The sequence below is a fragment of the Erythrobacter sp. HA7-11 genome (assembly GCF_055693605.1).
In genome coordinates this window covers 2416648-2430821 of record NZ_JBVFUF010000002.1, presented here as the reverse complement: position 1 = coordinate 2430821, position 14174 = coordinate 2416648, and the positions used below count along the sequence as shown (strand labels likewise).

Annotated in this window: 11 protein-coding genes and 3 pseudogenes; 5 read left to right on the top strand and 9 right to left on the bottom strand. The window is 60.6% G+C overall.

What is annotated here, in order from left to right:
• Positions 1-58 precede the first annotated feature (58 nt).
• The gene (locus ACZ1GU_RS12405; RefSeq protein ID WP_472648287.1) at positions 59-682 is read left to right on the top strand and encodes a 6-phosphogluconolactonase; all 624 of its coding nucleotides are present in this window, start codon (positions 59-61) and stop codon (positions 680-682) included.
• Positions 679-1158, top strand: a complete 480-nt coding sequence (locus tag ACZ1GU_RS12400) for an NUDIX hydrolase (protein ID WP_472648286.1) — start codon at positions 679-681, stop codon at positions 1156-1158. Before ACZ1GU_RS12405 ends, ACZ1GU_RS12400 begins: the two co-directional genes overlap by 4 nt.
• Here the strand turns inward: ACZ1GU_RS12400 and dinB are convergent.
• The gene (dinB, locus tag ACZ1GU_RS12395; RefSeq protein WP_472648285.1) at positions 1155-2294 is read right to left on the bottom strand and encodes a DNA polymerase IV; all 1140 of its coding nucleotides are present in this window, start codon (positions 2292-2294) and stop codon (positions 1155-1157) included. The two genes, ACZ1GU_RS12400 and dinB, sit on opposite strands and share 4 nt — an antisense overlap.
• A gap of 94 nt (positions 2295-2388) precedes the next feature.
• Between dinB and ACZ1GU_RS12390 the strand changes: the two are divergent.
• Positions 2389-3558 (top strand): annotated as a pseudogene (locus tag ACZ1GU_RS12390) (multidrug effflux MFS transporter); the annotation flags it as partial.
• 168 nt (positions 3559-3726) lie between these two features.
• On the opposite strand, the gene ACZ1GU_RS12385 reads toward ACZ1GU_RS12390, so the two are convergent.
• The 7 genes and pseudogenes from ACZ1GU_RS12385 to crtY all read right to left on the bottom strand — a co-directional run bounded on the left by ACZ1GU_RS12385 (position 3727) and on the right by crtY (position 12122).
• A complete protein-coding gene (locus ACZ1GU_RS12385; protein ID WP_472648284.1) occupies positions 3727-5313 on the bottom strand; it encodes an acyl-CoA carboxylase subunit beta in 1587 nt (528 codons plus the stop codon).
• A gap of 106 nt (positions 5314-5419) precedes the next feature.
• Positions 5420-7305 (bottom strand): annotated as a pseudogene (locus ACZ1GU_RS12380) (acetyl/propionyl/methylcrotonyl-CoA carboxylase subunit alpha).
• 31 nt (positions 7306-7336) lie between these two features.
• A complete protein-coding gene (locus ACZ1GU_RS12375) occupies positions 7337-8290 on the bottom strand; it encodes a phytoene/squalene synthase family protein (RefSeq protein WP_472648283.1) in 954 nt (317 codons plus the stop codon).
• A gap of 11 nt (positions 8291-8301) precedes the next feature.
• A complete protein-coding gene (locus ACZ1GU_RS12370; protein ID WP_472648282.1) occupies positions 8302-8883 on the bottom strand; it encodes an LOG family protein in 582 nt (193 codons plus the stop codon).
• Positions 8884-9318 (bottom strand): hypothetical protein, encoded by a 435-nt coding sequence (locus tag ACZ1GU_RS12365; RefSeq protein ID WP_472648281.1) that lies wholly within the window; start codon positions 9316-9318, stop codon positions 8884-8886.
• Positions 9315-10770 (bottom strand): annotated as a pseudogene (locus tag ACZ1GU_RS12360) (phytoene desaturase). The gene ACZ1GU_RS12365 and the pseudogene ACZ1GU_RS12360 overlap by 4 nt, the downstream one beginning before the upstream one ends.
• Before the next feature lie 131 nt (positions 10771-10901).
• Positions 10902-12122 carry a lycopene beta-cyclase CrtY gene (gene crtY, locus ACZ1GU_RS12355; RefSeq protein WP_472648280.1) on the bottom strand — a complete coding sequence of 407 codons (1221 nt, stop codon included), beginning with the start codon at positions 12120-12122 and terminating at the stop codon, positions 10902-10904.
• A gap of 226 nt (positions 12123-12348) precedes the next feature.
• Between crtY and ACZ1GU_RS12350 the strand changes: the two genes are divergently transcribed.
• Both ACZ1GU_RS12350 and ACZ1GU_RS12345 read left to right on the top strand, forming a co-directional pair.
• A complete protein-coding gene (locus tag ACZ1GU_RS12350) occupies positions 12349-12822 on the top strand; it encodes a DUF2585 family protein (protein ID WP_472648279.1) in 474 nt (157 codons plus the stop codon).
• Positions 12823-12891: 69 nt separating this feature from the next.
• Positions 12892-13863 carry a MipA/OmpV family protein gene (locus ACZ1GU_RS12345; protein ID WP_472648278.1) on the top strand — a complete coding sequence of 324 codons (972 nt, stop codon included), beginning with the start codon at positions 12892-12894 and terminating at the stop codon, positions 13861-13863.
• A gap of 9 nt (positions 13864-13872) precedes the next feature.
• Here ACZ1GU_RS12345 and ACZ1GU_RS12340 read toward each other — a convergent pair whose 3' ends face one another.
• On the bottom strand, positions 13873-14160 hold the full coding sequence (locus ACZ1GU_RS12340; RefSeq protein WP_472648277.1) for a hypothetical protein: 288 nt from the start codon (positions 14158-14160) through the stop codon (positions 13873-13875).
• Positions 14161-14174: the final 14 nt, after the last annotated feature.

The following is a 14174-nucleotide window of genomic DNA, read 5'->3' as shown; positions in this document are numbered from 1 at the left end:
ATATGCAGACGGGCCGTTTCCGGGTAGCCGGGAGCGGCCCTTTTGCTATGCGGAACACATGAAAACTCAAATCATGCACGCCGCCGGGTCTGAGGCCATCGCCGATTGGGTTGCGGAGCGTCTTGGCGCTGCGCTAAGCGAAACCGGCGAGGCGATCGCCATCACCGTGCCGGGCGGGTCTACGCCGTTTCCGATCTTCGAAGCGTTGGTCAAACATCCGCTCGATTGGTCGCGAGTGATCATATGGCCTAATGATGACCGGATTGTCGCAGAGGACCACTCGGCCTCCAACACCGGCAAATTGCGCGCGATCTTTGAACCTGTCGGCGCGCAGGTGAACGCTTTGCCCGATGCGCAAGCGCCGCCACGTTTCTCGCTCGCCTGGCTCGGCATGGGCGCGGACGGACACATCGCCTCGCTATTTCCGAACACCGATCCGCAGATCGACGATCCGCAATTCATCCGCCGACTGACCCCAGACCCGCTGCCGCCAGAGGCGCCGTTTGACCGGATCACTCTGACTATCCCCGCGCTGCTCGATTGTTCGCAATTGGTGTTCACGCTCGGCGGCTCGGCTGAAAAGCGCGCTGTGTTCGAAGCTGCGCTTGCAAATGAGCACGACCTGCCTGTCGCCCGTTTGCTTGGCGCGGCGGATGGGCACGCGGTAACCTGCTTTCCGTGAAGCTAATTTCCCTCGTCCCCGCGCCGTTGCACCGCGCGATCCTGCCCATCGCACATAAGGTGCGCCATCGCTGGCGGAAGCTGACCAAGACCCCGCTTGCGGGCTGCTCAGTCATCATCACGGATCTGGGCGGAAATCTCCTATTGCTGAGGCACAGCTATGGCCCGCAGGGTTGGGCGCTGCCCGGCGGCGGGGTAGCAGTAGGGGAGGATCCACGAGCGGCGGCGATCCGCGAAGTGTACGAAGAAGTCGGTCTCGAAATTACCGCGGTGACCAAAATTGGCGCAATCGACGAAGTTATGTCCGGCGCGCCGCACACCGCGCATCTCTTCACCGCGACCTGCGACGATCATCCTGCGCCCGATCAGCGCGAGGTGCTGGAAGCGCGCTTTTTCCCCACGCATTCGCTGCCCGAACCGCTCATCGCGAAAACCCGCTCAAGGCTCGATTACTGGCGCTCGCGGGAAAAAAGCTAAAGCAACGAAAGCTGCGAGTCGTCGCTTTTGCGCTCTTCTTTCGGCTTTCCACGATCAAGATTAGACAGGGTCAGTCCCATCAGCCGGATCGGCATGGGGAGTGGCAAGGCCTCTTCAAGAAGCGCGCGGCCAATCTCTGCGAATTCTGCCTTGTCTGCGACCCAATTGGGCACAGATTTAGAGCGCGTCATCGTCTGAAAATCGGTGTACTTCATCTTCAGAGTGACCGTGCGTCCGCGCGGCAACTTGCCGTCCTTTTGCGCATTCTCGATCCGGCCCCAGACGATGTCGATGATGTTCTCCAGCGTCTCGCGCAGCTGCGCGCCGCTTGAGATATCCTCGCTGAAGGTGCGCTCTCCGCCGACCGATTTACGCTCTCGATGAGCGCGGACGGGGCGTAGGTCGATGCCGCGCGCGGCGCGGTAGAGATAATCCGCAAAGCTGCCGAAATTCTCGCGCAGAAACTCGATGTCCTTCGCGGCCAGATCGGCGCCTGTTGCGATCCCGAGCCGCTTCATCTTCTCTTCTGCTTTAGGCCCGACCCCGTGAAAGCGGCGGATCGGCAGGCTGGCGACAAAGTCCGCGCCTTGCCCCGGACGGATCACGCACATGCCATCGGGCTTGTTCTGGTCGCTCGCGATCTTGGCGAGGAATTTGTTGTAAGAGATTCCCGCGCTCGCGGTCAGCCGCGTCTTGGCCTTGATCTCTTGCCGGATCAGCTCTGCGATGCGTGTGGCCGAGCCGATGCCGAGCCGGTCCTCGGTCACATCGAGGAAGGCTTCATCAAGGCTCAACGGTTCGACATGCGGCGTGTGATGTTCGAAGATTTTTCGGATCGTGCGGCTCGCTTCTTTATAAGCGTCGAAGCGGTGCCGCACGAAAATCAGATCGGGACACAGCCGCTTGGCCGTGACCGATGGCATGGCGCTGCGCACGCCGAATTTGCGCGCTTCATAGCTTGCTGCGGCGACTACACCGCGCCCGCCAGAGCCGCCTACTGCGACCGGCTTTCCTTGCAAATCGGGATTGTCGCGCTGTTCCACGCTGGCGAAAAAGGCATCCATATCGACATGGATGATCTTGCGCAGACCTTGCTGTGCCTCCTCGCCATCTGACTGGGATGTTTCCTCTGACATTCCTGCGTTAGATAGTCGCTATCCACGCGCAGCGGAACCTAGCCCGCCGCAAAATTCGCTGGTCAAGCCTGCGCACTAGGCCCAAGGGAGCGGCATGGCCACCACCGAACCCTTGGCAGAACGCGCACCGGAGCGGGCATTGGGTGAGCGCGAGATGATCGTGCTCATGGCGCTATTGATGAGCCTACAGGCCTTCGGCATTGACGCCATGCTGCCAGCTTTGGGCCAGATGGCGGACGAGATGGGAGCAGGCGGGAATGACCGCCAGCTGGTTATCAGCTCTTATTTCCTTGGCGCGGGTATCGGAGCGTTTTTTCCCGGCGCTTTTGCCGATCGCTTTGGCCGCCGGCCCGTGCTCGCTGTTGGCCTGATCGCTTATATCGTGCTGTCGCTCGGCTGCGCTTTGGTCAATGATTTTGGAGTGCTCGTCGCAATGCGGGTGGTGCAGGGTATCTGCTGCGCCGGCCTGTCCGTCGTGCCCGCCGCCATTGTTCGCGATCACGTAGGCGGCGACAAGATGGCGCGGTTGATGAGCCTGATCATGATGATCTTTTTGCTGGTTCCGATTGTCGCTCCGGCGATTGGCCAGGGGATCATGATGCTCGCCGGCTGGCGCGCAATTTTCATAGCTATGGCGCTGATGGGTGTGATTGTCGGCGTATGGGTGTGGATCCGCCTGCCGGAAAGCCTTGCAGCGGAAAACGTGCAGGATATCGATCCGCCAACCATTTTGCGCAATATGGGTCAAGCGCTAAGCGTGCGCTGCTCCATCGGCTATGTCATCGGCAGCGCGCTGGTGTTCGGCAGCCTGTTCGGCTTCCTCAATTCCTCGCAGCAATTGATTGGCGAAGCGTTCGGCATGGGCGAATATTTCGCAATCATCTTTGGCGGGGCCGTGATCGGCATGGTGGTCGCCAATTTCACCAATTCGCGCATTGTTGAGCGCTTTGGTGCGCGCCGCGTAGGGCACACGGCCTTGCTGTGCTTTATCGCGATCAGCGCGGTGCTGTGGTGGTCGGCGAGCGATCAGCCGCAAAGCCTGACCGAATTTGTCATCCTGCTGAGCCTCAACATGGCGATGCTTGGCTTTATCGGGTCGAACTTCTCCTCGATTGCAATGCAGCCGTTTGGTCAGATTGCAGGCGCGGCGAGCAGCGCGCACACGGCGCTGCGCATGGGCACGGGTGCGATCCTGGGCGGGGCAATCGGCTATATGTACGATGGAACGGCTCAGCCGCTGGCGCTCTCGATGCTGACTTGCGGGCTTATCGGGCTGGGCTTTGTGCTGTTCAGCGAAAAGGGTGTGCTGTTTACGCGGTACGAATGGGTGAGGGCGATATCGGTTGCGCCGCAACCGCAAGGGCAACAGATCCTTTTCGCGTGCCGGAACCACCCGCTCCCTCCACCCTTCCACCCGGATTATCACACCGGGTTACGATCCGGGTGGAAGGGTGGAGGGTGCGGGTGGCCAGGTCTCGGAATTAAGACGCCTCCAAGCCAATTCCGCAAATTCGCACAGCAAGGGCCGCGTGTCGCGCGGGTCGATGATGTCCTCGACATTGAAGCGTTCGGCTGAGCGGAAAGGCGAGGTCACCTTGTCCAGTCGCGCTTTGATCTCTTCGAGCAAGGCGGCGGGGTCTTCAGCGGCCTCAAGCTCGGATTTGTAGGCGACTTCTAAACCGCCCGCGATCGGCAGCGAGCCCCAATCCCCGCTCGGCCAGCAATAGCGATACTGGAACCGGTCGGCATTGCTCATCGCGCTGCCCGCAATCCCATAGGCCCGGCGCATGACAATGCTGGCGAGCGGGACGCTGGCTTTGTAGATCGCGTTCATCGCTTGCACGCCGTAGCGGATCGTGCCCGCCATTTCCGCTTCGCGCCCGATCATAAAGCCAGGATTGTCGACCAGATGGACGATTGGCAGGCGGAATTGGTCGGCGAGTTTGACGAAGCGCTCGACCTTCTCACTGGTCTTCGCTTCCCACGATCCGCCGAGATAGCTGGGATCGCTCGCCACCACCGCGACCGGCCAGCCGTCAAGGCGCGCCAAAGCGGTGATCGCTGCGCGGCCCCACATCTTGCCGATCTCGAACACTGTGCCCTGGTCGAATACCATGTCCAGACAGCGGCGCATCGAATAGACTTGTTGCGGCTCGCGCGGGACAAGGCTGAGCAGGGCTTCTTCGCGGCGATGGACTGGATCGTTGCAGTTGGAGCGGCGCGCGAGTTGCCCGACATGCTCGGGCATGAAGGAGAGGAAATGCCGGGCGCGGGCAAAGGCCTCCGCCTCGCTTGCCACTTCGTCATCGACGACACCGTTGCGCGTGTGAATGTCCGCGCCGCCCAGCTCTTCCTTGGCCTGTTGGTGGTCGGCGGCGCCTTTGTAGCTTTCGCCGAGGCCATCGACGACGGCAGGGCCTGCGGCGAAGAGTTGGGATAGCCCGCGCACCATGATCGAGTAATGGCTTGCGACCGTGCGCGCTGCTCCCAAGCCAGCGGTCGGCCCGAGGGCAAGCGCGACGACCGGCACCGTATCGAGGTTTTCGACCACATCGCTCCAGCCGGGCACAGCGGGGATGTAAGTCGCGCCGATCTGCTCGAGCGTTTTGACCGAGCCGCCTCCGCCCGTCCCGTCAATCATGCGGACGATGGGCAGCTTCAACTCGTGCGCCATCATTTCGGCCTGCACCATCTTACGCGCAATGCCTGCGTCAGCCGCGCCGCCTCTGATGGTGAAATCGTCAGCAGTCGCGACCACCGGGCGGCCGTTTACCAGCGCCTTACCGAACAGGAACGGCGCGGGGAGGACGCTCTCAAGATCGCCGTCGTCATTGTAGGTGCCCTTGCCCGCGATCTTGCCGATCTCGCGGAACGAGCCTTCATCGACCAGCGCCGCGAGCCGTGCGCGGGCATCCATCTTGCCCCGGCCATGCTGCCGCGAGACTTTTTCTTCGCCGCCCATCTGTTCGGCGAGGGCTTCGCGTTGGCGCAGTTCTTCGAGTTCAGCCTGCCACGACATATCTATCTCGTCATTGCGAGCGCAGCGAAGCAATCCAGAGTGTCTCGCGATGCGACTCTGGATTGCGGCGTCGGCTTCGCCTCCTCGCAATGACGGAAAAGTGATGTCACTCTTTCGGCTCCACCACGCACAGCACCGCCTCGACCTGCACTTGCCCGCCTTCGCTGGCGGAAAGCCCGGTGACGGTCCCGTCAAACGGCGCGGTGAGCGCGTGTTCCATCTTCATCGCCTCGAGCACCATGAGGCGGTCGCCTGCTTTGACTTTCTGTCCCTCGCTCACATCGACCGCGATAACCTTGCCCGGCATGGGCGCGAGGATCGCTCCGTCTGCGGCGGAGTGGGCACCCGTTCCGTAAGGCGAATTCAGCGAAAATACGTGCGTGTATCCATTCTCGGTCACCACAACTGAATTGCCCTCGAGATCGCTTGCGATGTCTTGAGGAGGCGATTGGAGAGAAGCTAAATGTTCTCGGCCTTCAGCATAGACAGCGTGCTTCGGATCAGCGTCAGCATTGACCCGAAACCCGAACAAGCCTTTTTCAAATTCACGGTCACCCCATTGATGTCCATCGAGAAAATGTTCTCTTATTCGCCAACCCGCTGCGTTTAAGACCCGGTCTGTTGCGGGCGGGGTTGAAGTGAGCTGAACGTCGTTGCGTTCGATCAATCCAGTATCTAGCTCGGCACTTCTGAATTCAGCTAGATCTGCACAGGCATAAAGAAATGCCTTGTTCGTAGTGATCGGTAAGATAAAGCTGTTGTCGAGCCAACGCAGTAACGCATCGATTGCCGCGTCGCGATCTCCCTCGTGACATATTACCTTGGCGATCATTGGATCGTAAAATGGTGAAACGGTATCGCCTTCCTCGACTGCCGTTTCGAGTCTCGCTCGGTAGTCGAATAGAATGGCGTCGACGCGTCCAGGGCTCGGTAAAAGCCCTTCGCCGGGTCCTCCGCGTAGAGTCGCGCTTCGATAGCCCAGCCGTTGATGCTCAGTTCTTCCTGTTTCAGCGGGATCGGCTCGCCGCTTGCGACGCGCAGCTGCCATTCCACCAGGTCCACCCCTGTGATCTCCTCAGTGACGGGGTGTTCGACCTGAAGCCGAGTGTTCATCTCCATGAAGAAGATGCGGTCCGCGCGCAGGCCTTCGCTGGCATCGGCGATAAACTCAATTGTGCCTGCGCCCTCGTAATCGACCGCTTTCGCAGCGCGCACGGCGGCGGCGCAGATTTCTGCCCGTGTTGCCTCGTCCATGCCGGGGGCGGGGGCTTCCTCGATCACCTTCTGGTGGCGGCGTTGCAGCGAGCAGTCGCGCTCGAACAGATGGACAACATTGCCGTGGCTGTCGCCGAACACCTGCACCTCGATATGGCGGGGCGAGGTGATCCACCTCTCCAGCAGAACCTCATCATTGCCAAAGCTCGCCTTGGCCTCGCGCCGGCAGCTTTCGAGATCCGCTGCGAAATTTTCCGGCGCGTCGACCTTGCGCATGCCCTTGCCGCCGCCGCCCGCGACCGCCTTGATCAACACGGGATAGCCGATGGCGTCGGCCTCTTTGGTGAGCCGCTCGACCGACTGATCTTCACCCAGATAGCCCGGCGTCACCGGCACGCCTGCGGCGATCATCCGCTCTTTGGCGGCGTCCTTGAGGCCCATCGCCTCGATGCTTTCCGGCTTGGGGCCGACCCAGATCAGCCCCGCGTCAATCACGGCCTGAGCGAAGTCCGCGTTCTCGGACAAAAATCCGTAGCCCGGATGGATCGCCTCAGCGCCCGTTTCCTTGGCTGCGTCGATGATCTTTTCGCCCACCAGATAGCTTTCGGCAGCGGGCGAGGGACCGATATGCACCGCCTCGTCAGCTTGGCGAACGTGCAGCGCTTTCGCATCAGCGTCCGAGTAAACCGCGACAGTGGCGACGCCCATTTCGCGCGCGGTGCGGATGATGCGGCAGGCGATCTCGCCGCGATTGGCGATGAGGAGTTTTGAGATCATTCGGACGGGTTAGTCGCGCGCGGCAATCGCTTCAAGCGTTTGGACGAAAGTCGCTGATGCCCCAGGTGATCGGCCCGTCGGGATGTTTCTCCCGGTTGATCACAGCGGAGAGGAATGCGCGCGCGCCGTAGAGCGCTTTTTCCCAGCGCGGCACAAGAGTGCGGCTGTTCCATGCTTCGGTCCCGCGTTTGCGCACCTTCCGCCCGATCGCGCCGTAGATACGCGCAGCGCTGAGCACCGCCCAGCGACTGCGGAAGGGGAGCTTGGCTGCGCCCACGCGCGCCGCAGCCTCGTGCTTTTCGACAAGCGCAACCAGCTTTGCCGCCATATCCGCGAGCTCTTGTCGGTGATGCGGCTTGGTGTGCTGACCGGGCTCGATATCCTCTTCGACCAGCCACATTTCGGGCAGGTAACACCGTCCCACCGCGTCATCCTCCACGATATCGCGCGCTATGTTGGATAGCTGGAAGGCGAGGCCCAGATCGCAGGCGCGGTCGAGAGTTTCCTGATCGTCTGGCGAGACACCCATGACGACCGCCATCATCACGCCCACCGCGCCCGCCACATGATAGCAATAGCGCAGCATATCGGCCTCGGTACGCGGGCGCCAATCAGCCGCGTCAAGCGCAAAGCCTTCGATCACGTCTTCGGCCATTTGCTCGGTCAGCCCGCATTCTTCCGCGACCACGCCGAGCGCATCGAAGGCCGGATCGCCCGTCGGCTCGCCGGCAAAGGCCTTTGCGGTGAGTTTGCGGATCAGCGCGAGGCGCTCTTCGGCGGATGATTGATCACCCAAGGGCCCGCCCATGTCCTGATTATCGGCGATGTCATCGGCGCGGCGACACCAGGCGTAGAGCAACCACGCGCGCTCGCGGGTCTCCTCATCGAACAGCTTGGACGCGGCGGAAAAGCTTTGCGAGCCTTCCTCTATGGCGCGGCGGGCGTGTTCGACCAGAACCGCGCGTTTCAGGGAGTTTTGAGCCATGTCAGGCGTCTCTACAAATCATCCGCTTTCATGCGGAAGATCGGTGTGTGCGGCTCATACGCGGCCATCTTATCGAGCAGATCGGCCAGTGTTTCGGCATGAACAAGGATATTCTGGTGCGCGGGCCGGACAAAGCCGACCTCTGCCATCTTCGCGTTGAAGGCGATCAGGTTATCGTAAAAGCCAAAGGCGTTGAGCAGGCCGACCGGGTCGGAGTGATACCCGAGTTGCGCCCAGCTCATCGCCTCCCAAAGCTCGTCCATAGTGCCGACGCCGCCGGGAATGGTGACAAAGCCATCGGAGAGGTCGGTGAAGAGCTGCTTGCGCTCATGCATCCCTTTGACGGTGTGCAGCTCGTCACAATTGTGGTTGGCGACTTCGCTGCTCACGAGCGCTTCCGGGATCACGCCAATGACTTCGCCGCCGGCGTCTTTTGCCCCGTTCGCGACAGCGCCCATCAGGCCCAGCCGTCCGCCGCCATAGACGACGCCGATGCCCCGCTCGGCAAGGCCCTGTCCGACTTCGGTGGCGAGTTTGAGATAGCGCGGATCTTCAGGTGATGCCGATCCGCAATAGACAGCGAGGCGTTTCATTCAGTCCGTTACTTTCAATTCGAATTGCGCGCCCTCAGGCAGGTCTTTGAGTTGCCGTGCCACCATCCCTGAGAACGCGATAACTTCCTCAAGCGGCAAAATACACATATTTTCAGGAGCGTATTCGCCTGCGACCATTGCGTGCGGCGTGAGAGTGAAGACGGAGCCTTCTGGCGGTTCGCCCAGAATTTCGCGTGCGCGAGCGACCAAATCTCCGCCCCACCACAATTCATTGGCCTCTGGCTCGTCGAGGTGAGCCTGCGCGTTTTCACGGCTGCCCAACGGTACGATCGCCATCCCATCGGGATCGAGATAGAAAAACTGGTCCGCGGCGTCGCTAATCAGCAAGTGACCCATTGGGCTTTGCGCGCGGACCCGCTCGGCTGTGATGCCGGTCCATCCCCAGTTCTCGTTGATCGTCGCGACCAGGCTCATGCGGTCGCTCTAGCGGCCAAGTCCTCCAGCACAAGACCGGCGGTCGCCTTTGCACTGCCGACAACGCCTGGGATGCCTGCGCCCGGATGCGTACCTGCGCCGACGAGATAGAAGTTCTCGATCACATCGTCGCGGTTGTGACCGCGCAAGTAAGCGCTCTGCCACAGGACCGGCTCAAGGCTGAATGCGCTGCCCATATGCGCGCCGAGATCGGCCTGGAAGTCGGTCGGCGCGTAGTGGAACTTGGTCACGATCCGGTCGTGAATATCGGGGATCAGGCGGCGGCCAACTTCATCAAGGATTGCCTTTTCAAGCTTCGGCCCTTCAACAGACCAGTCGATCGGCATCTTGCCTAAATGGGCGACCGGAACAAGCGCGTAGAAAGTGCTCTTGCCCTTGGGCGCCATGCTCGGATCGGTCACGGTCGGGTGGTGCAGATAGATCGAGAAATCCTGCGGCAGCACGCCATGCTTGTAGATGTCATCGACCAGCCCTTTATAGCGCGGGCCGAACAGGATCATGTGGTGCGGGATGCCGGGCCAATTGCCCTCAAGGCCAAAGTGCACGACGAAGAGTGAGGGCGAAAAGCTCTTGCGGCTCAATGATTTGGCATATTTCTGCCCTCGCGATGACTGGCCGAGCAAGTCCTTATATGAATGCATGATATCGGCGTTGGAGGCAACCGCGTCAAAGCGCTCCCTCCAGCCGCTCAGCGTTTCCACCTCGGTCGCGCGCGTGCCCATTGTGTGGATTTGCTCCACCCCGTCGCCGAGGCGCATAGTTCCGCCGAGCCGCTCGAAATGGCGCACCATCCCTGCAATCAATCGGTTGGTGCCGCCGCGCGCCCACCACACGCCGCCATCTTTTTCGAGCTTGTGGATCAGCGCATAAATGCTCGAGGTTTTCATCGGCGAGCCGCCGACCAGCAGCGTGTGAAAACTCAATGCCTCGCGCAGTTTCTCGCTTTTGATGTAGCTCGAAACCATCGAATAGACGCTGCGCCACGCCTGCTTTTTGACCAGAGCGGGCGCGGCTTTCAGCATCGATTTGAAGTCGAGAAACGGCTTGTGACCGAGCTTTACATAACCTTCCTCGTGCACCCCGGCGGAATACTCGAGGAATTCCTGATAGCCGACTACGTCGTCCGGATTGAGCTTCGCGATTTCGGCGTTCAATTGCTCGTCGTCATTGGAGTAATCGAAGTTTGTGCCATCGGGCCAGTTGAGCCGGTAAAACGGCATCACCTTCATCAGCTCGACATCCTCGGCAATGTCGTGACCGGTCAGCTCCCACAGCTCTTTAAGACAGGGTGGGTCGGTGATCACGGTCGGGCCAGCGTCAAAGGTAAAGCCCTCTTTCTCCCAGAAATAGGCCCGGCTCGCCCGGCTTGTCGCGCGCTTCGATAACGGTGGTGGCAATGCCCGCTGATTGCAGCCGGATCGCGAGCGCCATGCCGCCAAAGCCCGCTCCGATGACGCAGGCCGTCTTGCCCGCGTATTTCTCGGCCTGTGCGGGGTTGATCCCCTTGCCGGTGGATGGCGATGGGGAAAGGTTCAGCCCAGCATTGATTGGCGCATCGGCGTTCATTCGGGATTCTCCGTCTGGGATTTGACTGTTAGTGGTTCGCCGCGGCGGAACATGGCGACGATAGCACGTGGAATAGTTACGGGCGGTTTGCCCCAAAGGACGCGCGCCTTGTCGCGTAAGGGTGAACGCGCGGCATAGAACCGCTCGATCAAACGCTCGCGCAACGTGTAGAAGCGTTGGAATACATCGACGCGGCGCTCGGGCTTTGCGGCGAAAAACAGCATACGCGCTAGCATCCGGTAATAGCCGGTCTTTCGCCAGTGCCGCCGCGCACGCGTTTCGAAAAGAGCCGCAAGTTGCGGCCCGGTGAGATCGGCTTCTGCTGCAATGGCGAGCGCGTTTTCGACTGCGATCACCATTGTGTAACTGGTGAGCGGGTGGACAAAGCCGCCGCGCGCGCCTGCAATCGCGACGCCATCAATGCGGATTTCGTTCTGGTAGGCGGCAAAGTCCCCGCCGGTCAGCACCGGCAAGAGGCCGTGCTCATGGCCAACGATCTCGCCATCATCCCAACCATTCTGGCGTGCATAGCCATCAATGCGGCCTGACAAGGCGCTGCGATCCAGCTTGGCCTCGTCAGCGTAGTATGTGTCTTCGACAAACACGTCATGCGCGCTCAAGGGCAAGGTGTAGACGAAGCGATAGGCGCCGCCATTGCCGTAAGGTGCAACCTGATCGACGTCTGCATCCATGATGGTCGGGCGGGAGAGGCCGTGCGGTTCATTCAAGCGAACTTGCCTGCCCATAAAGACTTGCCAACCGCCGCGCAGATGCTGGCTCGGCTGGAAATTGCGGCAATCGATGACCGTGCGTGCATCTATCCGCTCGCCATCAGTCAGGGTGACGCCGCGTGCATCAATCGCGCTTGCGGTGCAGCCAAGGCGAATGTTTTCCGGCGGCAAAAGCCGCGTCAGCCCCTCGTGGAAATCGGCGCTCGACATCGAGCGATAGGGCGTCTTGAGCGTGCGGGTATATTTGGGAAACGTGACATCATAGCCTTCATCCCATTCATTCTGGCGGAACGCGTCGAGCAGCGCGTGCCCGGCATCATCAAGGTCGCTGTCAAACCAGCTCCAGCGATGATTGCCGCCCAGCATCTTGCCGCCTTCGATCAGAGCGACACGCAATTCGGGGCGTTCGCGGAACAGCGCTAGCGCGATAAGGCCGCCCGCAAGGCCGCCGCCAACTATCGCCACATCTATATTGTGTCCGCTCATCTGGTCACGGCCCTAGGCCAGCATTTCGCGCGCGGCAATGCTCTGAGCTATCCCCAAGCGGTTGAGGCGCCTGACTTGCATCATTCCCTTTGCTGATTCAGTCTCTTAATCATGGCTCAACTGATCCCCACGCGTACCACGATTTTTGTCTCGATCGGCATTGCCGTTGCGGCGGTTTTGATCCTGCTGGCGATGAACCGTACCGCCGATCTGCGAGTGCGGATATGTGAAGCTTTGGCATGGCGACATCAACTCGATGGGCAACAGCCAGCACATCGCCGATTGGTACACGCCAAGCCATATCATTCACGGCCCGATCTTCTACTTCTTCGGGTGGCTGCTGTTTGCGAAATGGAAGATCGGCGGCGAAGATGCGGTCAAATGGGGCTTGCCGCTCGCCGTGTTCCTCGAAGCGGCATGGGAAGTGCTCGAAAACACGCCGATGGTGATCGACCGCTTCCGCTCGGTCACCGCCAATTGGGGCTATTCGGGTGACAGCGTGCTCAATTCCTTCGCCGATATTGGCTGGATGGCCTTCGGCTTCTGGCTCGCCATGCGCCTGCCGATCAAGGTCACGATCCTTCTGTCGATCATCATGGAGGTGGTTGCTGGCATAGTGGTGCGCGATGGGCTGACGCTGACAGTCATCATGCTGCTGTTTCCAATTGACGCGATTGCGCAGTGGCAGGCAGGCGGATAGGCGCATTCTTCGCGCACTGAGGGAACCTGCCGTGTGTGAGCGGGTTAAGTCAGTGAAACGGAGCCTCTAATGCTATCGAACACAATCACTTGGAGCCTTGCCGGCTCCGCCGCTGCGCTGCTGCTTGCAACGCCCGCTCTTGCTGAGAACACTGCCGAAGAAGAGCAGAGCCAGACACGCGGTCCAACGACAGCGGGACCGGATGGTCCGCCACCCGATGCGGGAGGTGGTCCACCGCCGGGCATCGACACCAGTGATATTGTGTTTGACGATACTTGGGTGACGCTCGGTATCGGCGCAGGCTTGGTCCCGAGCTATTCTGGCTCGAACGATTATGTGGTCTTTCCGCTGCCACTGATCGTTGGCCGCGTCGGCGGAATTGGGATCAGCCCCAACGGCCCTGGCGTTAACCTTGATCTGTTGTCGCAGGCTCCCGAAGCCGGCCCTCCAAGCGAAGGTTCTGACGCACCGACTTTCGCCTTTGGTCCGTCGATCCGCTTCCGCAATGATCGTGCTGACCAGATCGAAGACGAGGTGGTAAAGGCCGCAGGCGAATTGGACACCGCGCTGGAAATCGGGGCCAATGCGGGGGTCACATTCTCCGGCGTGCTCAACCGCTTCGACCGGGTGACCCTGTCGACTTCGGTACGCTGGGACATTCTTGGCGCGCATGATGGCATGGTGGTGGAACCAAGCGTCGGATACTTCACGCCAATGGGTATGGGTTCCGCGCTGCAGCTCGCCTTCAGCGCGCAGGTCATCAACGATAGCTTTGCCGATTATTACTACTCGGTTAGCCCTCAGCAAAGCGCCGATAGCGGATTGCCTGAATTCACCGCCGATGGGGGGCTCAACAGCCTGGGACTAACCGCGATTGGCACCTACGACCTCGATGGCAATCTCATGAATGGTGGTTGGAACGTCTATGGCATCGCGGGCTATTCGCGGCTGGTCGGTGACGGCGCAGACACACCCTACACCGCAATCCGAGGTAGCGCGGACCAATTCTTTGGCGGCATTGGCGTAGGGTATACTTTCTAAGCTGAGCGATCAGTCGCGAAGGAGGGAGCGGGCCGCCGTCTCTTTTGCTTCAATGCCCGGCGATATCGGCATCAGCTTTTTCCAGCCGATATTGAGAGCATAAAGTCGGTCATCCGGATCCTGCCACCCGAGCACATTTAAATTGCTCGTTGCGCCGTCGTAATCACCCAGTCGGCTAGCCGAGTCGATCGTCAGGCGCCATGCGCTCGATCCACTGGCAAAGAGTACGCGCGCAACGCCCTTTCCTTTCGCACCTTTGTGGGTGACGAGCAGGCTATATCGCTCAAACCTAATCAAGCCCTCTTGCTCGG

Excerpts from the sequence above, each read along its gene's own strand:
- ACZ1GU_RS12345 (WP_472648278.1), top strand. The coding sequence starts at position 12,892 with ATGCTATCGAACACAATCACTTGGAGCCTTGCCGGCTCCGCCGCTGCG.
- ACZ1GU_RS12405 (WP_472648287.1), top strand. The coding sequence starts at position 59 with ATGAAAACTCAAATCATGCACGCCGCCGGGTCTGAGGCCATCGCCGAT.
- ACZ1GU_RS12375 (WP_472648283.1), bottom strand. The coding sequence starts at position 8,290 with ATGGCTCAAAACTCCCTGAAACGCGCGGTTCTGGTCGAACACGCCCGC.
- dinB (WP_472648285.1), bottom strand. The coding sequence starts at position 2,294 with ATGTCAGAGGAAACATCCCAGTCAGATGGCGAGGAGGCACAGCAAGGT.
- crtY (WP_472648280.1), bottom strand. The coding sequence starts at position 12,122 with ATGAGCGGACACAATATAGATGTGGCGATAGTTGGCGGCGGCCTTGCG.
- ACZ1GU_RS12365 (WP_472648281.1), bottom strand. The coding sequence starts at position 9,318 with ATGAGCCTGGTCGCGACGATCAACGAGAACTGGGGATGGACCGGCATC.
- ACZ1GU_RS12370 (WP_472648282.1), bottom strand. The coding sequence starts at position 8,883 with ATGAAACGCCTCGCTGTCTATTGCGGATCGGCATCACCTGAAGATCCG.
- ACZ1GU_RS12385 (WP_472648284.1), bottom strand. The coding sequence starts at position 5,313 with ATGTCGTGGCAGGCTGAACTCGAAGAACTGCGCCAACGCGAAGCCCTC.